Genomic DNA, 23,949 nt, shown 5'->3' with positions numbered 1-23,949 from the left:
AGAACCAACTAATATCTGATACTCTATTAGTTTAAACTGAATAACAGATAGATAAGTGGAAAATGAAAAGGAGCTTATTGATGAAAGATATTCTCAAAGTTAAGCAATTAACCAAAACCATAAAAAAGAAAACCATATTAACTGATATTACTTTTCAAATTCAAAAGGGAGACTGTGTCGCCTTGATTGGCCCAAATGGTGCTGGAAAAACAACTTTATTTAACTGTTTATTGGGAGATTATAATACAGCAGAACAGGCCATCAGCATTTTTGAACAAGCACCCAAATCTCCAAAATTAAATCATCGACGAGCTGTTTTATTTCAAGAAAATAGGGTTGAAGGAAAAATGACAGTTTTGGACTTAATTCGTTTTCAACAACATATTGTGGATAATCCTTTAGGTATGGGAGCCATTCAAAAACTATTGGGATTTTCCGAACAGCAATATCATCAATTAGCAGAAAAATTATCAGGTGGTCAAAAACGTCTCCTATCCTTTGTCTTGATTTTGATTGGGCAACCAGAACTCTTATTCTTAGACGAACCAACTAGTGGTATGGATACCTCTACTCGGAAACATTTTTGGACAATTATTAACGATCTTAAAAAACACGAAGTCACTATCTTGTATTCTTCTCATTATATTGAAGAGGTTGAACATACTGCTGATCGTATTTTGGTCTTGAATCAAGGTAAATTAATTCGAGACACCACTCCTTATGCCATGTCAGCAGAAGAGCAGGAGAAGGTCATGACGATACCTCTTAGTTATCGGTCCTTGATATTATCGAACCCTCAACTGAATGTAGAGGAAGTTGTGGAGAAAAGAGATAGCATCACTTTTGTTACAAAGACCCCCAAAGCTATTTGGGAGTGCTTAGAAGCTGCTGCCTGTCCTATCGACAGTATAGAAATGACAAATCGTACCTTGCTGGATCGTGTGTTTGCTACAACGAAAGGATAAGTTATGAAAACCTTTAAAGCCTTATTGCGAACAGAATATTTATTAACTATTCGTTCTCTGCCATCTCTTGTGTTATCAATTGGAATGCCTGTTTTTTTCTTTCTTTTTTACTCTTCTTTTGTTTCAGATTCACAAACTATTTTAAAGCTTATGATGTTTAATATCACAGCTTTTTCAAGTATTGGCTTTGCCTTATTTACCTTACCGTTTGCTTTACAGGAGGATCGCAGGAGTAACCGCTTGAAATCTATTCGATATTCACCAGTACCACTTTGGCAATATTACCTTGCTAAAGTGATTAGGGTTATCGGTTACTATCTGTTATCGTGTGGTATTGTTTTTATCATCGGTTATTTTATGCGGGATATTAGAATGACTGTGGGAGATTGGTTAATCGCAGTGGCTTTGCTTGTTTTTGGAGCGGTAGCCTTTATTAGCCTTGGTTTACTGCTATCCCAAATCAAATCGTCAGAAGTCCTGTCAGCTTTAGCTAATATCTTATATATTGGTTTAGCTATTATAGGAGGACTTTGGATACCAGTTAGTAGTTTTCCTAAGTGGTTACAGGCTATTTCACGATGGACACCGACCTATCATTTTGGAAATTTATTTGAGCATTACCTAATTCATGGTACAATAAGTTTAACTTCCGTATCTTATCTGATTGGCTTCTGTATGTTGTGTTTATTAGTTACCTATTTTATGACAAAATTTTTTGAGGTTCATTAATGTTTAGACCTTTTTACACTACCGATATTCCTTATTATATTGGACTTGTCTTTCTTGCCTTTCCTTATATGGGTGCTTTTTATTACGATTATCCTAAGTGGACTTTAATCATCACGACACTTTTTATAGTAGCTTACCTTGCTTTGATTCATCTGAGAGATAGATACCAAAAGACCATTAATTTATTATGGCTCTATCTTTTGTTCTATGTCGCTTACATGACTTGTTTGAGTGATGGGAATATGATTTGGTTCTTTTTCTTCCACGCTAATTTATTAATTTGGCGCTTTGAGAATGATATACAATCTTTTCGAGGGCTGACTTTTTTATTGGTCTTTTTTGGAACCTTTATCTATCTGTGGTCGCACCCCCAGTCGCTTAGTTCTCGCGTTATGTTAGTGGTTATAGCATTTTTTATAGTGGGTCTTACCTATATGAACATGTGGCTGCAAAAAGAAGAGGACATGAAGGCTGCTATATCAAAACAAAACCAAGAAATTAATTTCTTAATGGCAGAAAATGAGAGAAATCGTATTGGACGTGATTTGCATGATACCCTAGGTCACACCTTTGCCTTGATGACGATAAAAACAGAATTGGCGATAAAACAATTACAACACGGTCGATTACAAGCAGTGGAAAAAGAGTTAACAGAACTTAATCAAATTAGTCGAAGATCTATGGAGGAAGTGCGCCAATTGGTTAATAACGTAACTTTTCGTAGTTTATCAGAAGAAATAGTTGCTATTTCTGATTTGTTTGATTTATCAGGAATCCAATTTACCTTTGAAAAGAAAATCAGCGATGATCAATTAAGTCCGCTGCTTCAATCGACACTAGTAATGTTGGTTAGGGAATTAGCAACAAATGTTATTAAGCATGCCAAAGCTAGTCATTGCCAGCTAAGCCTTCATCGACAGGATACTCATGTCATCCTACAAATTGAAGATGATGGTATTGGATTTAAAGATGTGGATGTGGAGGTACCGCATTCTATCAAAGAAAGGCTTTTACTAGTTAAAGGAGAAGTTGAACTTAGCTCCTTAAAAAAACCTACAATAATTACAATTTATCTAAATGAAGGAATGTGTCATGAAATTATTAATTGCTGAAGACCAAGTGATGTTGAGAGATGCTTTAAAGCAATTATTACTAATGGAAGAATCAGTTGAATCTGTCGAAGCTGTGGGAAATGGAAAAGAAGCCCAAGTCCTTTTGCAAAAGAAAGCAATTGATGTGGCCATCTTAGATGTAGAGATGCCAGAAATGAATGGTTTAGAAGTTTTGGAGTGGCTTAAAAAAAGAAGTGATACTAAAGTTATTATCGTTACTACTTTTAGACGTATTGGCTATTTTCAAAGAGCGGTTAAGGCTGGCGTAGATGCCTATGTTTTAAAAGAGCGCTCTATCTCTGAATTAATGAAGACTATTCACACTGTTTTGGAGGGAGGCAAAGAGTACTCTCCAGAATTGATGGAAAATCTTTTTGTAAATCCAAATCCTCTAAGTCAACAGGAAATGACCATTCTTCGGTTAATCAACCAAGGAAAAACAAGTAAAGAAATAAGTCAATTACTTTTCTTATCTAGTGGAACTATTCGAAATTATAGTTCATCAATTTTTGATAAACTTGGTGTTTCTAATCGTATTGAAGCTATTAGTCTTGCTAAGCAAAATGGTTGGTTATAATATAGTCATTTTTTCAAGAATAAGGACACCAATCAGACCAAAACTTAAATAAGGAATAAAAGGAATTCGTTTGACTGCCAATACTAAGCAGGCAATAATGCCTAATAGACTGGCTAACTGAATAATCCAAAGAAGTGATATGAGATCAAATACTAAGGCTAGATTAGCAAGATAAAAAAAGTCTCCAGCACCAACCGGAAAAGTTAAAAAACAAGCTAAAAGACCCAGTAAAAGGAGAAGAAGTGTCACATGATTAAGAGGATAAAAGATCAGCAGCGCCAGAAAACTCACGAGCCACAAAAGGAATGGGTATTCTTGGAAATGCCAATCAAATAGACTAAATAACAGGGAAATCATTGCCAAATAGCAGTAAGTGGTAGTTAGCCAGTGCAGCTGGTAGCTAAATAAAATTGCCATTAGGCTTAACTCTAGACTAAGTTCTCTTTTTTTATTAGCTGAAAAATGTCTTAAACCAATTAGAAAAAGTGATTTTTGAGTCTGAAAGGTTCTGCTTGGTTTTACTGCTAGATTTTGATCATTGTTTGAAAAAAAGTTGAGAAGGTATCTGAAACATTGGGCTAAAATAATGCCAAAACTAATACTACAAAAAACTATCATACTTAGTTATTCGAAAATAAATCAAATACTTGCAATCTTTTTTAAAACGTTGTAGAATAAAACTATAAAAACAAGAATGATTCTAATTAAGGGAGTTCTTTGGTTAGATTCAGTCTGTTAGTGTCGAATAGAATTTGGAAACGGTCGTTACTTGCAATAGTTGCGGTGTTCGATTTAGTTCTATTCTTGCCCTATTAACTTAAATGTGAGGAGACGATTATGACAAACACACTTGTTGAAAATATTTATGCTTCAGTGACCCACAACATTTCTAAGAAAGAAGCAGCAAAAAATGAAAAAACAAAAGCTGTTTTAAATCAAGCAGTTGCAGATTTATCTGTTGCCGCCTCAATTGTTCATCAAGTTCATTGGTATATGCGTGGTCCTGGATTTTTGTATCTTCACCCCAAAATGGATGAATTATTAGATAATTTGAATGCTAATTTAGATGACATGAGTGAGCGCTTGATTACCATTGGTGGAGCACCTTATTCCACATTAGTAGAGTTTTCACAACATTCTAAATTGGACGAAACAAAAGGAACTTATGATAAAACAGTTGCTCAGCATTTAGCAAGATTGGTAGAAGTTTACCTTTATTTGAGTAGCCTTTACCAAGTTGGTTTAGACATCACTGATGAAGAAGGTGACGCAGGAACCAATGATTTGTTCACAGCAGCAAAAACAGATGCTGAAAAAACCATCTGGATGCTTCAGGCAGAACGTGGTCAAGGTCCAGCAATCTTTTAAATGATAAGATGATAGTATTCAAGAAGTCGATAATAATTATTGGCTTCTTTTATCTTTGAGAAAGCTCATAGTGTTTTCAGAAATGTAGAAAGCGATTGCATCATTATCTTGAAATCTTCCTTAGAATTTGCTAAAATTTAGTTATTATGAAAACATTATATGATGTGCAGCAATTATTAAAAAACTTTGGTATTTTTGTTTATCTTGGAAAGCGTCTTTATGATATTGAGATGATGAAAATTGAACTTCAAGGCTTGTATGATAGCGGGTTGTTAGATAAGTGCGAGTACCTAAATGCAGAGTTGATTTTACGGCATGAGCATCGTATAGAAATGGAAAAAGAAGGGCAGACAAATGAGGCAAAAATTATTGGGGATTGATTTAGGTGGAACAACTGTTAAATTTGGAATTTTAACGTTAGAAGGTGAAGTACAAGAAAAGTGGGCGATTGAAACTAATATTTTAGAAGGGGGCAAGCACATTGTTCCTGATATTATTGTCTCCATAAAACATCGCTTAAAGTTGTATGGTCTAAGCAGTGATGATTTTGTGGGTATTGGTATGGGTTCGCCAGGAGCTGTTGACCGTGATACTAATACGGTTACAGGGGCTTTCAATCTTAACTGGAAAGAGACTCAAGAGGTAGGTTCAATGATTGAGAAAGAATTAGGCATTCCTTTCGCTATTGATAATGATGCCAATGTTGCTGCCCTTGGTGAACGTTGGATTGGAGCTGGTGAAAACAATCCAGATGTAGTCTTTATGACATTAGGAACAGGTGTTGGCGGAGGCATTATTGCTGATGGAAACTTGATTCATGGGGTTGCAGGAGCAGGTGGCGAGATTGGTCACATGATTGTTGAACCAGAAAATGGTTTTGCCTGCACTTGTGGCTCATATGGTTGTTTAGAAACGGTTGCTTCTGCGACAGGTGTCGTTAAGGTTGCTAGACTTTTAGCCGAAGCCTATGAAGGGGATTCAGTGATTAAAGCAGCTATTGATAATGGCGAAGGAGTAACCAGTAAGGATATTTTTACAGCAGCTCAGGCAGGGGATTCTTTTGCAGACTCAGTCGTTGAAAAAGTTGGGTATTATCTTGGACTTGCTTCAGCCAATATTTCCAACATTCTTAATCCAGATTCAGTCGTGATTGGTGGAGGTGTCTCAGCAGCTGGAGAGTTTTTACGCTCGCGCATTGAAAAATATTTTGTTACCTTTACTTTCCCACAGGTAAGAAACTCTACTAAACTTAAAATTGCAGAGCTTGGTAACGATGCTGGGATTATCGGTGCGGCTAGCCTTGCAAGGCAATTTATCACAGAATAGGAGTTAATGATGTCCCCAATGACATTTATCGGATGGTCGCTCCTAGTTGGAGTTGCTGCTTATTATACATGGAATTATTTCTCTTTTAAGAGAATGGCAAAGCAGGTAGACAATGACACTTTTAAAGACTTAATGCGTCAAGGTCAACTAATTGATTTACGAGAGCCTGCAGCTTTTAGAGCCAAGCATATTCTAGGAGCAAGAAATTTTCCTGTGCAACAATTTGATGCTGCTATCAAAGGGTTGCGTAAAGATAAACCGGTCCTCATTTACGAAAACATGAGACCTCAATACCGTGTGCGTGCGGTCAAAAAGCTTAAAAAAGCTGGTTTCAACGATATTTATATCTTGAAAGAGGGGCTTGATTATTGGAATGGCAAGGTCAAATAAAGCCTAAAATATAAAGAGATATAGTGTAGAAAGTTAGATCTATTGAAATCAAACGATTTTAATCAGACTTAACTTTCTTTTTTAGCTGTAATCAACTCCTAAAATACTGAAAACATTTACAATTAACTAAAATCAGTTTTTTGAAAAAATTTGTGTTATAATCTATAGGTTAAAATATATTTACTTAGAGGAACAAATGATTAATTTAAGAACTGACATCCGTAATGTAGCGATTATTGCTCACGTTGACCACGGAAAAACAACACTTGTTGACGAATTATTAAAACAATCTCATACTCTTGATGAGCGTAAAGAGCTTCAAGAGCGTGCCATGGATTCCAATGACCTTGAAAAAGAACGTGGGATTACTATCCTTGCGAAAAATACTGCGGTAGCTTACAACGATGTTCGTATTAACATCATGGATACTCCAGGACACGCGGATTTCGGTGGCGAAGTTGAACGTATCATGAAAATGGTTGACGGGGTTGTTCTTGTTGTGGATGCCTACGAAGGAACTATGCCTCAGACACGTTTCGTATTGAAAAAAGCGCTTGAGCAAAACCTTATCCCGATTGTTGTTGTTAATAAGATTGACAAACCATCAGCTCGTGCAGCTGAGGTTGTGGATGAAGTTCTTGAATTATTTATTGAACTTGGTGCAGATGATGAGCAACTAGAATTTCCAGTTGTTTACGCATCAGCAATTAATGGAACCTCGTCATTATCAGATGATCCGGCTGATCAAGTGCATACAATGGCACCGATTTTTGATACTATTATTGATCATATTCCAGCACCAGTGGATAATTCGGATGAGCCTTTACAATTCCAAGTATCACTTCTTGATTACAATGATTTTGTTGGTCGTATTGGTATTGGTCGTGTCTTTCGTGGGGCAGTTAAAGTCGGTGACCAAGTTACACTTTCAAAACTAGATGGCACAACGAAAAACTTTCGTGTCACAAAACTGTTTGGTTTCTTCGGTTTGGAACGTCGAGAAATCCAAGAAGCTAAAGCTGGTGATTTGATTGCTGTTTCTGGTATGGAAGACATCTTCGTTGGTGAAACCATTACACCGACTGACTGTGTAGAGGCTTTGCCGATTCTTCGAATCGATGAGCCAACTCTTCAAATGACTTTCTTAGTAAATAATTCACCATTTGCTGGTCGTGAAGGAAAATGGATCACGTCACGTAAAATTGAAGAGCGTCTCTTAGCTGAATTGCAGACAGATGTTTCGCTTAGAATTGATCCAACAGACTCTCCAGATAAATGGACTGTTTCGGGTCGTGGAGAGTTGCACTTGTCTATTCTTATTGAAACCATGCGTCGTGAAGGTTATGAACTGCAAGTGTCACGTCCAGAAGTAATTATCAAGGAAATTGATGGCGTGAAATGTGAGCCATTTGAACGTGTGCAGATTGATACACCAGAAGAATATCAAGGGGCTATTATCCAATCTCTTTCAGAACGTAAAGGGGATATGCTTGATATGCAAATGGTTGGTAATGGACAAACCCGATTGATTTTCTTGATTCCTGCTCGTGGGCTGATTGGTTATTCAACAGAGTTTCTTTCGATGACACGTGGCTATGGTATCATGAATCACACATTTGACCAATACATGCCGGTTGTTGCCGGTGAGATTGGTGGCCGTCACCGTGGAGCTCTTGTTTCTATTGATAATGGTAAAGCAACCACTTACTCAATCATGCGTATTGAAGAGCGGGGCACAATCTTTGTAAATCCAGGAACGGAAGTTTATGAGGGAATGATTGTTGGTGAAAATTCACGTGACAATGACCTTGGGGTTAATATTACAACTGCTAAACAAATGACAAATGTTCGTTCAGCAACCAAAGACCAAACCGCTGTTATTAAAACTCCTCGTATTTTGACTCTTGAAGAATCATTAGAATTTTTAAACGACGACGAATACATGGAAGTAACACCAGAGTCAATTCGTTTGCGTAAACAAATTTTGAATAAGGCTGCGCGTGATAAAGCGAATAAAAAGAAAAAATCAGCTGAATAAGTGTAATCACTGGTTTAGCCCTCAAAAAAATGTTTAGAATAGATGATTTGAAGGGCTTTTGGGTCTAAAAACGTCTTAGTCTTGATACAAATGAGAGGGAAAGGAGATTGTGATGTTTTATCTTATCATTGCCGTCTTAATCACTTCCTACTATCTATTTATGGCACCTAAAAGTGTCCGTAATACGCTCGGTATGATTGGTTTGGTCGGTTTAGTGGCTTTGCTGATTGTTCTGGCAGGTCTCAGTTTTATAAAAATAATGCAGACACCACCTGAAATTTTTGTAGGAATTGGACTGATTATATTAGGTTATTTTGCCCTCAAGGATTTGTTAAAAATGCCTAAAAAAACTAGAGTCAAATAAATGTAATCTGTTATTTTCTACCTTGATTTCAAATTTAAGGACTTAAAACATTAATTCATTAACATTTCATTGTGAAGGGCTGAGCTCTGTTTTATACAGAGCTTGGTCTTTTTTCATTAATGGGATCCCTAAAAATTAAGGATTAAGCACGCTATGACTATAGGAGTGGGTAATTAGATAGAAAAACGATGAACTTATTTTGAGGGTGTTTAAATCACTCTTATCATTACAGCAGATAAATCATTAATGAATTTATCTTTTTTAATAATATAATATAATGATATTAGAAAATTATGGAAAGAAAAGGAAAATTAGTGATGAAAAATATACGATGCCGATTAGGACTTGTGGTGCTTTTGACCTGTCTTGGGTTAGCACCGATAAATGCAAACGCTTACTCCAATTATTCAAGTATGGTATCAAGTGAGCTTGATCGAAAAGATCACCTTTTACAAACCGATCGTCTTGAAAAAGTTAGTGTCAGTGCCGAACAAGTATTACAAGCGCTTGCTCAAGAAAGAGGTGGTGACCGTGTCTCAAGTCTAAATGTTTATGTGCTGGGAACAAATGAAAGTTTCAGGGTTTGGTCTTTTGAAATTGAAAGGGGTTTATCTAACCAATTAGGCTCAGATTATCACACGAAATATGATTTTGTAAAAACCAACAATAAGTGGATCAGTGGAGGAGAAACGCTTTTACTGATTAAAAAAACGGACTACCTTCTTAATAGCTTAGAAGAGTTTAATGCCATAGTTCGTAAAACAATTCAGGATTTTGATTTGAAAGAGAAGTCAGTTTTTGCCAGTTTTAACTTAAATGAGAGTATTCCTTTAAAATTATTATTAGCTAATGCTGGATTGTCAATTGGTCAGCAATCTTATCAAAAAACAATGGGTTCTCAAACGATTTATTCTCGGAAAATTCGAATGATGAATTACGTGGAAGGTGTTGGAAATGGCTCTATTAGAGGGTATGAAAATACCAATGCTGGACTTTATCGTTATCTTACTAATGACGAAAAAATTAAAGAATTGATAAAAAAATCAGGAGCTTTGAGCGAAACTACGGAAAAAGGAAGATTGAGAAAGTGGTGTCTCTATGTTACAAATACATTTCAATATGATTTAGGAGGTGGTAGCATTGATGACAAGGCTGCTTATTATAGAGCTGCGGATATTTTTTCTGTGACAGAACGCCAAAAGGCTGTTTGTGTCGGTTATAGTGCTATCACTGCACGAGCACTTAACTTGATGGGAATCAAAGCCTATGTTGTTGGTGGTATCAACCATAAGGGAATTCCTCATCAAATAACTAGGGTTCATTATGATGGTTCTTGGTATTTTCTTGATACAACGAGTGGCAATCTTCCAGGGAAAAGGGTTAAAATAGAATACTTTGGTAGAGTTTATACCCCGGTAGAGATGACAGTGCGTGAGGCAACTGGAATTGGAGAAATGGAGTATAGTAAAGATTTTGAAGATTGGATGGTTCGTAGTCAGCCAAGCGAATGGCTCATTTATGGCAGTAATATTAGTGGAGAGAAAGCTAGTGCAACAACCTACTTGACTGATAATGCTTATGCAAACCTTTTTAAATCTAATCTTGAATCAAGAACAAATCTTTTCACGATTCCAAAAGAAAGCTTTGATACTTATACCAATCAAAATGGCTCAGTCATTTCTAAACGCCAAAAGGTTTCTAATAGACCAAAGACTTCAGATAGTATCGTCAGTGAGGGCGTATGGTATCGTAATGAATGGGGGTATTACCGTTACGCTGTGAATGGCTATTTTGTTCAAAATAAATGGGTAAAAGATGGCCATAACTATTATTATTGTGACGATGATTGCAATGCTGTTACAGGTTGGCATCAGATCGATGGAAGTTGGTACTTTTTTGACCGTTTTGGAAGATTATCTTAACAGAGTAAGGGAAGTCTAGAGGTCAAGTATTATGGAAAGAGGCTGGGCAAAAAGTCCAATCTCACCTCTCATAGTTTGCGTAAACCTCTCAGCGCAGTGGTTGATTGGCAGATTTGTTCGTATTTTACACTCCAAATCCGGTCTAATCAACTGTGCAGGGGGGACGAACTCTTTTTTGATTGCTTGAGTTTTTCCCCGCTCCCTTTTGGTTTTTCTGGTGCTTAATGACTTTGACATAGAATTGAAATGAAAAGGAACGACCGTTCTTGTTTAAGAATGTCAACTTTTAAAATCTTGAAAAAGCGGTTAAATAAGGGTAAAATAGAAACTAAATAGAATAGATAGTGTGGGTTTAGATGAAAAAAATCAGAGATTTTCAGAACAAAAAAGTATTAATATTAGGCTTAGCCAGATCTGGTGAGGCAGCAGCAAGGCTTTTGACCAAGTTGGGTGCCCTTGTTACCGTAAATGATGGCAAGCCTTTTGAAGAAAACCCTACTGCACAGTCTTTGTTGGAAGCGGGTATTAGGGTGGTTTGTGGCAGTCATCCTCTATCATTGTTGGATGAGGAATTCCAGTATATGGTTAAAAATCCAGGAATTCCTTACCATAACCTAATGGTTAAACGTGCGCTTGATAAACAAATTCCGATTTTGACTGAAGTCGAATTGGCTTATTTAGTATCTGAAGCACCAATTATTGGTATTACGGGTTCAAATGGGAAAACAACCACTACAACAATGATTGCCAATGTCTTAAATGCAGGTGGGCAATCGGCTCTTTTATCTGGTAATATTGGTTATCCTGCTTCAGAAGTTGTTCAAAAAGCAACTGCTGATGATACTTTGGTCATGGAACTTTCCTCTTTTCAATTGATGGGGGTTGAAGCTTTCCATCCTCATATTGCAGTTATTACTAACCTAATGCCAACTCACCTTGATTACCATGGGAATTTTGAGGATTATGTGGCTGCTAAATGGATGATTCAAAAACAAATGACAGTAACTGATTACCTTGTTTTAAATGCAAATCAGGAGACTATGAAAGCGTTGGTACCAAAAACGTCAGCAACGCTAATACCTTTTTCAACTCAAGAGGTGGTTGATGGCGCCTACTTAAAAGATGGCATGCTCTGTTTTAAAGGTGAAGAGATTATGGCAGCTACGGATATAGGGGTTCCAGGTCAGCACAATATTGAAAATGCACTAGCGACTATTGCCGTCGCTAAATTACGTGGTATTGAGAATGCAGTGATTGCAGAAAGGTTAGCACAGTTTGGTGGGGTCAAACATCGCCTTCAGATGGTTGGTCAAGTTAATGGCATAACCTTCTATAATGACAGTAAATCGACTAATATATTGGCTACTCAAAAAGCATTATCAGGTTTTGATAATAGTCGTGTTATTTTGATTGCAGGCGGTTTAGACCGTGGTAATGAGTTTGACGACCTAGTGCCTGATCTTCTAGGAGTTAAAAAGATGATTATTTTGGGAGAATCAGCAGAGCGGATGAAACGAGCTGCTGATAAGGCAGGAGTTGCTTACCTTGAGGCAAAAGATGTTGCAGCCGCTACCCAACTTGCTTTTAAACAGGCTCAGAGAGGTGATATTATCTTACTAAGTCCAGCCAATGCCAGTTGGGATAGGTATCCTAATTTTGAAGTCCGTGGGGATGAGTTTTTGGCGACCTTTGGTCGCTTAAAAGGAGAAGCCTGATGTCCAAAATTATTTTTACAGGTGGCGGAACGGTTGGTCATGTTACCTTAAACCTGATTCTTATTCCCAAGTTTATTCGGGACGGTTGGGAAGTTCATTACATTGGTGACAAAAATGGTATTGAACACAAGGAAATAAAAAAGTCAGGACTTGATGTGACATTCCATTCAATTACGACAGGGAAGTTGCGCCGTTATTTTTCATGGCAAAATTTGGTAGATGTGTTCAAAGTTAGTTTTGGCTTACTGCAATCTCTAGTGATTATTGCTAAAATAAGACCTCAAGCCTTATTTTCTAAAGGCGGTTTTGTCTCAGTGCCACCTGTTATAGCTGCAAAATTACTTGGAAAGCCTGTATTTGTACATGAATCAGACCGTTCTATGGGTTTAGCTAACAAAATTGCTTATAAATTTACCACAATTATGTATACCACTTTTGAGCAATTAAATGGCTTAAATAAGGTCAAACATGTAGGAGCTGTTACCAAGGTCGCAAGTGAAAGGTTGATGAAACCTTATCCGGAATTAAGAAAAATCAAGGAAGTTTTCAATCCTGATTTAAAGACGTTACTTTTTATTGGCGGTTCAGCAGGGGCAAAGGTTTTCAATCAGTTTATTAGTAACTCCCCAGAGTTAAAAGAAAGCTATAATATCATTAATATCACTGGAGACTCTAGTTTAAATGAATTGAGTGATCGCCTTTATCGGGTGGATTACGTGACTGATCTTTACGAACCTCTAATGGGTATGGCTGATGTGGTTGTTACTCGTGGAGGCTCCAATACCCTTTTTGAGCTATTAGCCATGGCGAAATTACACCTGATTGTGCCTCTTGGAAAAGAAGCTAGCAGAGGAGATCAATTAGAAAATGCCAACTATTTTGAAATGAAAGGTTATGCTAAACAATTACTAGAGTCGGAATTAACATTAGACAATCTAAAAATAGCGATTGTTAATTTATTAGAGCATCGGGCTGATTATATTTCAACCATGTCAGCGACTAAAGAAATTCAGTCGCCAGACTTGTTTTATGAACTTTTGAGAGCCGATATTAGCTCCACAATTAAGGAGAAATAAATGGCAAAAGAAAAAAATAAGCAAGCAGAAGAACTGGTCGCTTTAACAGAATGGCAGAAACGTAACATTGAATTTTTAAAGAAAAAGAAACAGCAAGCAGAAGAGGAAAGAAAACTCAAAGAGAAACTATTGAGTGAAAAAATACCACTTCAAGTGGATTCTGAAGTGGTTGAAACTAAGGAAATATCAGAAGAAGTCAAAGAGAAAGCGGTTGAAGAAAAGGTAACTTCTAAACTCAAAAAAGAGAAAAAAATTAAAGCACCTAAAGAGAAAAGTTTAGGGCAACTGGCTTTTCAAAAGGCCTTACCAGTCTTACTGTTAGCTTCAGTAGTTATGGTAGCGTCAATTTTTATGATTACGCCTTACAGTAAAGTCAAAAAATTTTCGGTTAAGGGAAATCGTCGAACTAATCTTGAAGCGTTAGTTAAGGCTAGCAAGGTTAAAACAACAGATTACTGGTTGACGTTACTTGCCTCACCAGGTCCCTATGAGCAAGCTATTCTTAGGTCTAACCCTTGGGTGAAAAGAGTTAGTATCACCTATGAATTTCCAAATCATTTTCAATTTAATGTGACAGAATTTGATATTATTGCCTATGCACAAGTTGATGGTGGTTATCAGCCGATTTTAGAAAATGGCAAACGTGTTGCTAAAATTACTCAGTCAGAATTGCCAAAATCTTTCTTGATTCTGAATTTGGAAGATGAGCAAGCGATTCAGGATCTGGTTAAGCGGCTTTCAAAACTACCTAAAAAATTAGTGAAAAGTATTAAATCAATATCTTTAGCGAATTCAAAAACGACACCGGATTTATTATTGATTGAAATGCAAGATGGTAACCTTATCAGAGTTCCTCAATCACAGGTGACTGTGAAACTCCCTTATTATCAAAAATTGAAAAAAAATCTTGAAAGTGGCAGTATAATTGATATGGAGGTTGGAATTTATAGGACAACAGAAGCTATTGAAAATCAACCAGAAACACCGATTAAGTCACAACAAAACGATTCTGACAAGAAAGATGAGAAATCTGTCGACAATCAGGAACAAACAAGAACAGAACAAACTACTGAGACAAGGTAGGTCTGCGACAGAGTTATCAGCTAAACATAGCACAACAATCTCATTTAACTAATTAGATGAGAGAATAAAAACGGCATTGAAAACCTTTGAAAAATCTTTGAAAAAAGGTTTTGTTGAATCAACTAAAAAAATTAAGTTTATATAACAAAATGCGTAAAATGATAACATTTTACGTTTTTTTATGTTATAATATTTTCTGAATAATTCTGTTTTTAAGCAGTTTTTAGAATAGTAAAAGTTTGGAAAGTAAGTGAGGTCAAGTGAATGGCTAGAAATGGCTTTTTTACTGGTTTGGACATTGGAACAAGCTCAATAAAGGTTTTGGTTGCAGAATTTATTTCTGACGAAATGAACGTTATTGGTGTGAGCAATGTTCCAAGTACCGGCGTAAAAGATGGCATAATAATTGATATTGAGGCAGCAGCAGCTGCTATCAAAACTGCGGTAGAACAAGCTGAAGAAAAAGCAGGAATAACAATCGAAAGGGTAAATGTTGGTTTACCAGCTAATCTTCTTCAAATTGAACCAACACAAGGAATGATCCCTGTTCCAAGTGAGTCAAAAGAAATTAAAGATGAAGATGTTGATAGTGTTGTTAAATCAGCCTTAACAAAGAGCATTACACCAGAGCGTGAAGTCATTTCATTGGTTCCAGAAGAATTTATTGTTGACGGTTTCCAAGGGATTCGTGATCCACGAGGTATGATGGGAATTCGGTTAGAAATGCGTGGATTGATTTACACTGGACCAAGTACAATCTTACATAATCTACGTAAAACGGTTGAACGTGCAGGCATTAAGGTTGAAAATATTATTATTTCACCTTTAGCGATGGCTAAAACTGTTTTAAATGAAGGTGAACGTGAATTTGGAGCCACAGTTATTGATATGGGTGGTGGCCAAACGACTGTTGCCTCAATGAGGGCTCAAGAATTACAGTACACTAATATTTATGCTGAGGGCGGTGAATATATCACTAAGGATATTTCCAAAGTGTTAAAAACCTCTTTGTCTATCGCAGAAGCCTTGAAATATAATTTTGGTCGAGCTGATGTGGTCGAGGCTAGCTTAACAGAAACGGTTAAAGTGGATGTTGTCGGTAGTGAAGAACCGGTTGAGGTCACCGAACGTTATTTGTCTGAAATTATTTCAGCCCGTGTTCGTCATATTCTGGATCGTGTCAAACAAGATTTGGAAAGAGGACGTTTGCTTGATCTACCAGGTGGCATTGTTCTGATTGGCGGTGGTGCGATTATGCCGGGTGTGGTTGAAGTGGCCCAAGAAATATTTGGAACAACGGTTAAGCTTCATGTTCCTAATCAGGTTGGTATTAGAAATCCAATGTTTGCTAATGTTATCAGCTTAGTGGAATATGTTGGCATGATGTCTGAAGTGGATGTTTTAGCACAAAATGCAGTGTCAGGTGAGGAACTCTTGAGACGTAAACCAATTGACTTTACAGGTCAAGAGACCTACTTACCAGATTACAATAATTCTAGAGTGCCTGAGTCAACAGTTAGTTATGAGCAACAGGTACCACAAGCAAATTATGAGCCACAAGCACCAGATGAACCAAAACAAAAGATTTCAGAACGGGTACGTGGTATTTTTGGAAGCATGTTTGACTAAAAGTAATAAAGTGAGGAAATAAAATGGCATTTTCATTCGATACGGCATCAATTCAAGGTGCAATCATTAAAGTAATCGGTGTTGGTGGAGGTGGCGGTAATGCTATCAATCGTATGATTGATGAAGGTGTTGCAGGTGTTGAGTTTATCGCTGCAAACACTGATATTCAAGCATTAAGTTCATCAAAAGCTGAAACAGTTGTTCAACTTGGACCCAAATTAACTCGTGGTCTTGGTGCTGGCGGTCAACCTGAAGTTGGTCGTAAAGCGGCAGAAGAAAGCGAAGAAATCTTAACAGAGGCGCTTACCGGAGCTGATATGGTCTTTATCACAGCTGGTATGGGCGGTGGTTCTGGGACAGGAGCTGCTCCAGTGATTGCGCGCATTGCAAAAAGTTTGGGTGCTCTTACCGTGGCAGTTGTTACTCGTCCTTTTGGGTTTGAAGGAAATAAACGTGGGAATTTTGCGATTGAGGGTATTCAAGAATTACGTGAGCAAGTTGATACCTTATTAATTATTTCAAACAACAATCTTCTTGAAATTGTTGATAAAAAGACCCCTTTGCTTGAAGCGCTTAGTGAAGCTGACAATGTTTTACGTCAGGGGGTTCAAGGAATCACTGACTTGATTACAAGTCCAGGTCTCATTAACCTTGACTTTGCTGATGTGAAAACGGTTATGGCAAACAAAGGAAATGCTCTTATGGGGATCGGTATTGGGTCTGGTGAAGAGCGTATTGTCGAAGCAGCCCGTAAGGCTATCTACTCACCACTTCTTGAAACGACTATTGATGGTGCAGAGGATGTTATCGTTAATGTTACTGGTGGTCTTGACATGACTCTTACAGAAGCCGAAGAAGCTTCTGAGATTGTTGGTCAAGCAGCTGGTCAAGGTGTTAATATTTGGTTGGGAACATCTATTGATGACACCATGAAAGATGAAATTCGTGTGACGGTTGTTGCAACAGGTGTGCGTCAAGATAGGGCTGAGCAAGTATCGGGTTTCCGTCAACCTCGCACATTTACTCAAGCTAATGCTCAACAAGCAGCAGGTGCTCAGTATGCATCAGATCAGGTGAAACAACCTGTTCAATCTGGTTTTGATCGCCGTTCAAGTTTTGATTTTGACATGGGTGAGACACGTGAAATGACAAATACACAACAAGCAATTTCGCCGCATAATCAAAATCAAGGATCAGCATTTGGAAACTGGGATTTAAGACGTGATAATATCGCTCGTCCAACAGAAGGCGAACTTGATAATCAATTAAACATGTCAACATTCTCAGCAAATGAAGATGTTGATGATGAGTTAGAGACACCACCATTCTTTAAGAATCGTTGATAATGGATTTACAAAAGAATAAAACGATTGTTTTTGAAAATATCCGCTTAGCCACTAAAACAGCTAATCGACCTGAAAACAGTGTTTCAGTTATTGCTGTGACAAAATATGTGGACAGTGCAGTTGCAGGTCAGCTTATTGATACAGGAGTTGAGCATATTGCTGAAAATCGTGTTGATAAGTTTCTTGATAAATATGAGGCTTTAAAAGACAAGCCAGTGACATGGCATCTGATTGGAACCTTACAACGTCGTAAAGTGAAGGAAGTTATCAATCTGGTTGATTATTTTCATGCTTTGGACTCTGTAAGATTGGCTTCAGAGATTGAAAAGAGAGCTGACCATCCTGTAAAGTGTTTTCTACAAGTTAATATTTCTGAAGAAGAAAGTAAGCATGGCTTTAAGGTTTCTGAAATCGAAGAAGCGATTGATGAGATAGGTAAGATGGAAAAAATCCAGTTGGTGGGTCTAATGACCATGGCACCAGCAGATGCTAGCCAAGAAAGCATTGCAGCTATTTTCCAAGAAGCAAATCAATTGAGAAAAAACTTGCAGTCAAAAAAAAGAAAGAATATGCCATTTACAGAATTGAGTATGGGTATGAGTCGCGATTATCAAATTGCTATTCAAGAAGGCTCAACCTTTGTTCGTATTGGAACGTCTTTCTTTCACTAAATGGAGAATAAGATGGCAATTAAAGACACATTCAATAAGATGATTTCTTATTTTGATACTGACGGGGTTAACGAAGTGGAGGAGGAAACAACTGCTTCAAAGAAAGAAGAAGCTGTAACAAGAACGCAGCAGTCAGTTAGACCTAGTAGTCAGCCACAAGCTTCTAGACCAAAACACCCCCAACAGGTTCAACAAACAAGACCTAAGCCTCAACCGAGACCGAAACAACCCTCTTCTGAGCGCCCATACCAGTCATCTCAAGCTAGGGTTCCTCTTGAGACAACTGAAAGAAAATCGAATAAAGCAGTGTCTTCTGCTGCTAGTCGTCGTGAACAATATCAGCATTCAAATCAATCCAATCAAACAACAATTGCCTTGAAATACCCTCGTAAATATGAAGATGCTCAAGAAATTGTTGATCTTCTGATTGATAATGAATGTGTTTTGATTGATTTTCAGTATATGCTAGATGCTCAAGCAAGACGGTGTTTAGATTTCATTGACGGTGCTAGTAAGGTTCTTTATGGGACATTAAAAAAAGTTGGGGCATCTATGTATCTGTTGACCCCATCAAATGTATCTGTTAATATTGAAGATGTGAATATTCCAAATAACGGTCAAGACATTAGTTTTGATTTTGATATGAAGCGAAGGTAATTAAATGACAGTGATATTACAGATTCTTCTTCAGCTAATCAGAGTTTACAATTACTTACTTGTGGCTTATGCCTTGTTATCTTGGTTTCCTGGGGCTTATCATTCTTGGATTGGTCAGTTACTCAGTGGTATTGTTGAACCAATCTTAAAACCATTTAGGTCATTGAATCTACAATTTGCTGGTATCGATTTTACTATTTTTGCAATTATCATTGGTTTAAATTTCTTGAGTCAAATTTTGGTTAAAGTGTTTGTCTGATGGTTGTTCAAAAAGACCTTTATCAGCATTTTCATCCGGATGAATATCCCTTTATCGAAAAAATGTCTGATATTGTTGACAGAGTGGAAAGTCAATACCTTTTAGAGGTTACAGATTTTTTAAATCCCAGAGAAATTGCAATCCTTAAAAGTTTGGTTGCACCGACTGATTTAACCATTTTTGCCTCCACTGATTATTATCCTAGTGAGTATGGTCGTGTGATCATTGCACCAGATTATTATGAATTGGACAAAGATGATTTTCAAATAGCCTTGGTAGGTATTACCTACCATGCAAAGTTTAATCAGTTGACGCATGGTCAAGTTTTAGGAGCCTTGATCAATGAATTGGGAATACGGCGTGATCTAATTGGTGATATTTTCGTAGAAATAGGACACGCGCAGTTCATGGTTAATCGGCAGTTATTAAGTTATTTTTTAGGGAATATTTCTAAAATAGCGAAAGTGAGTGTTAAGTTAGAGGAAATCAGTTTTGATCAGTTGATAATGTCAAGTGGGGAAGTGAAGCATATGGATATTATGGTTTCAAGTCTTCGTCTTGATCGCCTGATTGCAAGTGTGTTAAAGCAATCTCGCAGTCAAGCTATTAAATTGATTGAATCTGACAAGGTTAAAGTGAACTATCGGCTTGTCAACAAGGTATCTGATAATGTAGCTATTGGTGATATGGTGAGTATTAGGGGCTATGGTCGGTTTACTCTTTTAACAGACAATGGTTTGACCAAAAATGAGAAATACAAATTAACACTCAGCAAGATAATGCATAAATAAGGAGAAATAATGGCACTTACAGCACTAGAAATTAAAGATAAAACATTCAAAATGAAGTTCCGCGGATACAGCGAAGAAGAAGTTCATGAATTTCTTGATATTGTTGTTGACGATTATGAGGCTTTAGTTCGTAGAAACCGTGAAAATGAAGCTAGGATTAAAGATCTTGAAGAAAAATTATCTTACTTTGATGAAATGAAAGAATCACTTAGCCAATCTGTTATTTTGGCGCAAGAGACAGCGGAAAAGGTAAAAGCAACAGCAAATGCTGAGGCAACAAACTTAGTAAGCAAGGCAACTTACGATGCCCAACATTTACTTGATGAATCTAAAGCAAAAGCCAACCAAATGTTGCGCGATGCCACTGATGAAGCCAAACGTGTTGCTATTGAGACAGAGGAATTGAAACGTCAGACACGTGTTTTCCATCAACGTTTGATTTCATCTATTGAGTCTCAACTAAGCTTGTCAAATTCACCTGAATGGGATGAATTATTACAACCAACTGCAATTTACCTTCAAAATTCTGATGCAGCTTTTAAAGAGGTGGTTAAAACAGTTCTCAATGAAGAGATTCCTGAGTCAGATGACAGCACGTCATTTGATGCAACACGCCAGTTTACTGCTGAAGAACTAGAGGAGTTACAACGTCGTGTGGATGAAAGTAATAAAGAATTGGAAGCTTTCCAGCTTGAACATCATGACAATCCAGTCGTTGAGCCCGAAGTAAACCTAAGTGAGACACAGACATTTAAATTGAATATTTAATTAAGAAGAAAAACACGATTGCTTGCTTATAATCACAGCAAGCGGGAGATGATGAAAGTCCCGCATTCCCTAAGCATAAGATTATCATTTTCTTAAATCTTTGCTGAATTAAAGTAAGCAAAGAGGACGGCTCACCTTACGAGCAAAGAGGGAATAGTGAAGGCTTTTTACTATTCTGAATTAAAGGTGGTACCGCGAGCTTTCGTCCTTTTTAAGGCGAGGCTTTTTTAGTTGTGAGATTGCTTAAAGGAGTTTGATATAATGAAATTAAAAGAAACACTTAATCTAGGGAAAACAGCTTTTCCAATGCGTGCTGGTCTTCCTAATAAAGAACCACAATGGCAAACCGCTTGGGAGCAAGCAGAGCTTTACAAAAAGCGTCAAGAATTGAATGCTGGTAAGCCAGCTTTCCATCTTCATGATGGACCTCCGTATGCCAATGGAAACATTCACGTTGGACACGCTCTTAATAAGATTTCAAAAGATATTATTGTCCGTTCCAAATCTATGTCCGGCTTTAATGCCCCATATGTTCCTGGTTGGGACACACATGGTTTACCTATTGAGCAAGTTTTGGCAAAACAGGGTGTTAAACGTAAAGAAATGAACTTGGCAGAGTATCTTGATCTGTGTCAGCAATATGCATTAAGTCAAGTGGCTAAACAAAGAGATGATTTCAAACGTTTAGGGGTTTCTGCGGATTGGGAAAACCCTTATGTCACTTTGGATCCACAATTTGAGGCTGACCAAATTCGTGTTTTTGGTGCCATGGCTGATAAAGGATATATTTATCGTGGTGCAAAGCCGGTTTATTGGTCGTGGTCATCTGAATCTGCCTTGGCAGAAGCCGAAATTGAATACCATGACATTGATTCTACTTCTTTATATTATGCCAATAAAGTTAAAGATGGTAAGGGTATTCTTGACACCGATACTTATATTGTTGTTTGGACGACAACACCATTTACAGTAACAGCCTCACGTGGGTTGACAATTGGACCTGATATGGATTACCTCGTGGTTAAACCTGCTGGTTCAGATCATAAGTATGTTGTGGCAGGAGGTCTTTTGGATAGCCTTGCAGGTAAATTTGGTTGGGAATCATTTGAAATAGTGGCTAGCCATAAAGGGGTTGACTTAGAATATATTGTGACAGAGCACCCATGGGATACTGATGTGGAAGAATTGGTTATCCTAGGCGACCACGTTACCCTTGAGTCAGGGACAGGGATTGTCCACACAGCACCAGGTTTTGGTGAGGATGACTACAATGTGGGGATGAAATACCGATTGGAAGTTGCTGTGACAGTTGATGAACGTGGTCTAATGATGGAAAATGCAGGGTCAGATTTCCACGGACAATTTTATGATAAGGTAACACCGATTGTTATTGATAAACTTGGTGATCTCTTGTTAGCACAAGAAGTGATCAATCATTCTTACCCATTTGATTGGCGGACGAAAAAACCAATCATTTGGCGTGCTGTACCTCAATGGTTTGCTTCGGTTTCTGACTTCCGCCAAGATATTCTGGACGAAATTGAAAAGGTCACCTTCCATCCATCATGGGGTAAAACGCGGCTTTACAATATGATTCGTGATCGTGGTGATTGGGTGATTTCACGTCAACGTGCATGGGGAGTTCCCCTTCCTATCTTCTATGCTGAAGATGGTACAGCTATCATGACAAAAGAAGTGACAGACCATGTGGCCAATTTGTTCCAAGAAAATGGGTCGATCATCTGGTGGCAAAAAGAAGCTAAAGACTTATTGCCAGAAGGCTTCACTCATCCAGGATCACCAAATGGTGAATTCACGAAAGAAACAGATATTATGGACGTCTGGTTCGATTCAGGCTCATCTTGGAACGGTGTCATGAATGCCAGAGAAAACCTTACTTATCCAGCAGACCTATATTTGGAAGGTTCTGACCAGTATCGTGGCTGGTTCAACTCATCTTTGATCACATCTGTGGCGGTTAACGGTCATGCACCGTACAAAGTCATCTTATCTCAAGGCTTTGTTCTTGATGGTAAGGGTGAGAAAATGTCTAAATCAAAAGGTAATATTATTTCACCAAGCGATGTGGCTAAACAATATGGTGCTGATATTCTTCGTCTTTGGGTCGCTTCTGTGGATACGGATAACGATGTGCGTGTGTCGATGGACATTCTTGGTCAAGTATCTGAAACATACCGTAAAATTCGTAACACTCTTCGTTTCTTGATTGCTAATACTACTGATTTTAATCCAAGTACAGATAGCGTTACATATGCTGATCTTGGTGCTGTTGATAAATACATGACCATCAAATTTAATCAATTAGTTGCAACAATTACAGCTGCCTATGAAAATTATGATTTCATGACCATTTATAAAGCGGTTGTTAACTTTGTAACGGTTGATTTATCGGCATTTTATCTTGATTTTGCTAAGGATGTGGTTTACATTGAAGCAGCTAATAGTTTAGAACGTCGTCGCATGCAGACAGTCTTTTACGACATTTTGGTTAAAATCACTAAATTATTAACACCAATCTTACCTCATACAACTGAGGAAATTTGGTCATATTTAGAACATGAGACTGAAGAATATGTTCAATTATCTGAGTTGCCATTATCAGAAACCTTCACTGGACAAGAGGAAATTTTAGAAGCCTGGGAAGCCTTTATGACACTTCGTACTCAAGCGCAAAAAGCTTTGGAAGAAGCACGTCATGCTAAAATTATTGGTAAGTCTTTAGAGGCTCACTTAACCATTTATGCTGGTGAAGAAGTAAAAACACTATTATCTGCTCTAGATAGTGATATTGCTCTTCTTTTGATTGTGTCTCAATTAACGATTGCTGATTTGGCAGATGCGCCTGCTGAGGCGGTAGCATTTGATGGAGTTGCCTTTACTGTAGAGCATGCCATAGGCGAGGTCTGTGAGCGTTCGCGTCGCATTGATCCAACGACTCGTATGCGTTCTTACAATGCTTTTGTTTGTGATCATAGTGCTAGAATTATCGAAGAAAACTTCCCAGAAGCTGTTATCGAAGGCTTTGAAGATAATTAATTGATTACCATTAGCTGTTCTTTATTAGAAAAGCTAAAAACTAGGCTTAGTTAATAAAGTCTAGTTTTTTTGGATTTTTGATCAAAAAAACAACAAAATCCCCTTT

At 37.5% G+C, this 23,949-nt stretch carries 23 protein-coding genes; 22 read left to right on the top strand and 1 reads right to left on the bottom strand.

Annotated elements, in window-relative coordinates; translation table 11 throughout:
• Positions 1-80: 80 nt before the first annotated feature.
• Genes H346_RS0108270 through H346_RS0108255 form a run of 4 tightly spaced genes read left to right on the top strand, consistent with a single transcriptional unit; the run spans position 81 to position 3,383 of the window.
• Positions 81-965: an ABC transporter ATP-binding protein gene (locus H346_RS0108270; RefSeq protein WP_027970665.1), complete on the top strand. Its 885-nt coding sequence runs from the start codon at positions 81-83 to the stop codon at positions 963-965.
• Positions 966-968: 3 nt separating this feature from the next.
• Entirely contained in the window at positions 969-1,694 is a 726-nt protein-coding gene (locus tag H346_RS0108265; RefSeq protein ID WP_027970664.1) for an ABC transporter permease, read from the top strand.
• Entirely contained in the window at positions 1,694-2,806 is a 1,113-nt protein-coding gene (locus H346_RS0108260) for a sensor histidine kinase (RefSeq protein ID WP_027970663.1), read from the top strand. Before H346_RS0108265 ends, H346_RS0108260 begins: the two co-directional genes overlap by 1 nt.
• Positions 2,787-3,383: a response regulator transcription factor gene (locus H346_RS0108255; protein ID WP_027970662.1), complete on the top strand. Its 597-nt coding sequence runs from the start codon at positions 2,787-2,789 to the stop codon at positions 3,381-3,383. Before H346_RS0108260 ends, H346_RS0108255 begins: the two co-directional genes overlap by 20 nt.
• Here H346_RS0108255 and H346_RS0108250 read toward each other — a convergent pair.
• Entirely contained in the window at positions 3,378-3,800 is a 423-nt protein-coding gene (locus H346_RS0108250; RefSeq protein ID WP_425262083.1) for an A24 family peptidase, read from the bottom strand. The genes H346_RS0108255 and H346_RS0108250 overlap by 6 nt on opposite strands.
• 420 nt (positions 3,801-4,220) lie before the next feature.
• Between H346_RS0108250 and H346_RS0108245 the strand changes: the two genes are divergently transcribed.
• The 18 genes from H346_RS0108245 to ileS all read left to right on the top strand — a co-directional run bounded on the left by H346_RS0108245 (position 4,221) and on the right by ileS (position 23,843).
• Positions 4,221-4,751: a Dps family protein gene (locus H346_RS0108245; protein ID WP_027970660.1), complete on the top strand. Its 531-nt coding sequence runs from the start codon at positions 4,221-4,223 to the stop codon at positions 4,749-4,751.
• A gap of 146 nt (positions 4,752-4,897) precedes the next feature.
• On the top strand, positions 4,898-5,131 hold the full coding sequence (locus H346_RS0108240; RefSeq protein ID WP_027970659.1) for a YqgQ family protein: 234 nt from the start codon (positions 4,898-4,900) through the stop codon (positions 5,129-5,131).
• Positions 5,106-6,077, top strand: coding sequence for an ROK family glucokinase (locus H346_RS0108235; RefSeq protein WP_027970658.1), 972 nt, complete (start codon positions 5,106-5,108; stop codon positions 6,075-6,077). The genes H346_RS0108240 and H346_RS0108235 overlap by 26 nt, the downstream gene beginning before the upstream one ends.
• Positions 6,078-6,086: 9 nt before the next feature.
• Entirely contained in the window at positions 6,087-6,467 is a 381-nt protein-coding gene (locus H346_RS0108230; RefSeq protein WP_027970657.1) for a rhodanese-like domain-containing protein, read from the top strand.
• 196 nt (positions 6,468-6,663) lie between these two features.
• Positions 6,664-8,505: a translational GTPase TypA gene (typA, locus tag H346_RS0108225; protein WP_027970656.1), complete on the top strand. Its 1,842-nt coding sequence runs from the start codon at positions 6,664-6,666 to the stop codon at positions 8,503-8,505.
• 112 nt (positions 8,506-8,617) lie between these two features.
• The gene (locus tag H346_RS0108220; RefSeq protein ID WP_027970655.1) at positions 8,618-8,869 is read left to right on the top strand and encodes a DUF3165 family protein; all 252 of its coding nucleotides are present in this window, start codon (positions 8,618-8,620) and stop codon (positions 8,867-8,869) included.
• A 317-nt stretch (positions 8,870-9,186) separates the two neighbouring features.
• Positions 9,187-10,791 carry a transglutaminase domain-containing protein gene (locus H346_RS0108215; RefSeq protein ID WP_027970654.1) on the top strand — a complete coding sequence of 535 codons (1,605 nt, stop codon included), beginning with the start codon at positions 9,187-9,189 and terminating at the stop codon, positions 10,789-10,791.
• 356 nt (positions 10,792-11,147) lie between these two features.
• Positions 11,148-12,506, top strand: coding sequence for a UDP-N-acetylmuramoyl-L-alanine--D-glutamate ligase (murD, locus tag H346_RS0108210; protein WP_027970653.1), 1,359 nt, complete (start codon positions 11,148-11,150; stop codon positions 12,504-12,506).
• Positions 12,503-13,582 (top strand): UDP-N-acetylglucosamine--N-acetylmuramyl-(pentapeptide) pyrophosphoryl-undecaprenol N-acetylglucosamine transferase, encoded by a 1,080-nt coding sequence (locus H346_RS0108205; RefSeq protein ID WP_156888886.1) that lies wholly within the window; start codon positions 12,503-12,505, stop codon positions 13,580-13,582. Before murD ends, H346_RS0108205 begins: the two co-directional genes overlap by 4 nt.
• Positions 13,583-14,665, top strand: a complete 1,083-nt coding sequence (locus H346_RS09975; protein ID WP_083940771.1) for a cell division protein FtsQ/DivIB — start codon at positions 13,583-13,585, stop codon at positions 14,663-14,665.
• A gap of 264 nt (positions 14,666-14,929) precedes the next feature.
• On the top strand, positions 14,930-16,294 hold the full coding sequence (gene ftsA / locus H346_RS0108195; protein ID WP_027970651.1) for a cell division protein FtsA: 1,365 nt from the start codon (positions 14,930-14,932) through the stop codon (positions 16,292-16,294).
• 23 nt (positions 16,295-16,317) lie between these two features.
• Positions 16,318-17,637: a cell division protein FtsZ gene (ftsZ, locus tag H346_RS0108190; RefSeq protein WP_027970650.1), complete on the top strand. Its 1,320-nt coding sequence runs from the start codon at positions 16,318-16,320 to the stop codon at positions 17,635-17,637.
• A gap of 2 nt (positions 17,638-17,639) precedes the next feature.
• Positions 17,640-18,311: a YggS family pyridoxal phosphate-dependent enzyme gene (locus H346_RS0108185; RefSeq protein ID WP_027970649.1), complete on the top strand. Its 672-nt coding sequence runs from the start codon at positions 17,640-17,642 to the stop codon at positions 18,309-18,311.
• 12 nt (positions 18,312-18,323) lie between these two features.
• Positions 18,324-18,968 (top strand): cell division protein SepF, encoded by a 645-nt coding sequence (locus H346_RS0108180; protein ID WP_027970648.1) that lies wholly within the window; start codon positions 18,324-18,326, stop codon positions 18,966-18,968.
• A gap of 4 nt (positions 18,969-18,972) precedes the next feature.
• Positions 18,973-19,227 (top strand): YggT family protein, encoded by a 255-nt coding sequence (locus H346_RS0108175; RefSeq protein ID WP_027970647.1) that lies wholly within the window; start codon positions 18,973-18,975, stop codon positions 19,225-19,227.
• Positions 19,227-20,018 carry a YlmH family RNA-binding protein gene (locus H346_RS0108170; RefSeq protein ID WP_027970646.1) on the top strand — a complete coding sequence of 264 codons (792 nt, stop codon included), beginning with the start codon at positions 19,227-19,229 and terminating at the stop codon, positions 20,016-20,018. The genes H346_RS0108175 and H346_RS0108170 overlap by 1 nt, the downstream gene beginning before the upstream one ends.
• Positions 20,019-20,027: 9 nt before the next feature.
• On the top strand, positions 20,028-20,786 hold the full coding sequence (locus H346_RS0108165; RefSeq protein ID WP_027970645.1) for a DivIVA domain-containing protein: 759 nt from the start codon (positions 20,028-20,030) through the stop codon (positions 20,784-20,786).
• Between the two features lie 261 nt (positions 20,787-21,047).
• Complete coding sequence (ileS, locus tag H346_RS0108160; RefSeq protein ID WP_027970644.1) at positions 21,048-23,843, top strand: isoleucine--tRNA ligase; 2,796 nt, start codon at positions 21,048-21,050, stop codon at positions 23,841-23,843.
• Positions 23,844-23,949 lie beyond the last annotated feature (106 nt).

Origin of the sequence: Streptococcus castoreus DSM 17536, assembly GCF_000425025.1 — a bacterium.
In the GTDB taxonomy this organism is placed as follows: domain Bacteria; phylum Bacillota; class Bacilli; order Lactobacillales; family Streptococcaceae; genus Streptococcus; species Streptococcus castoreus.
This window is presented reverse-complemented; position numbering and strand designations above follow the sequence as displayed.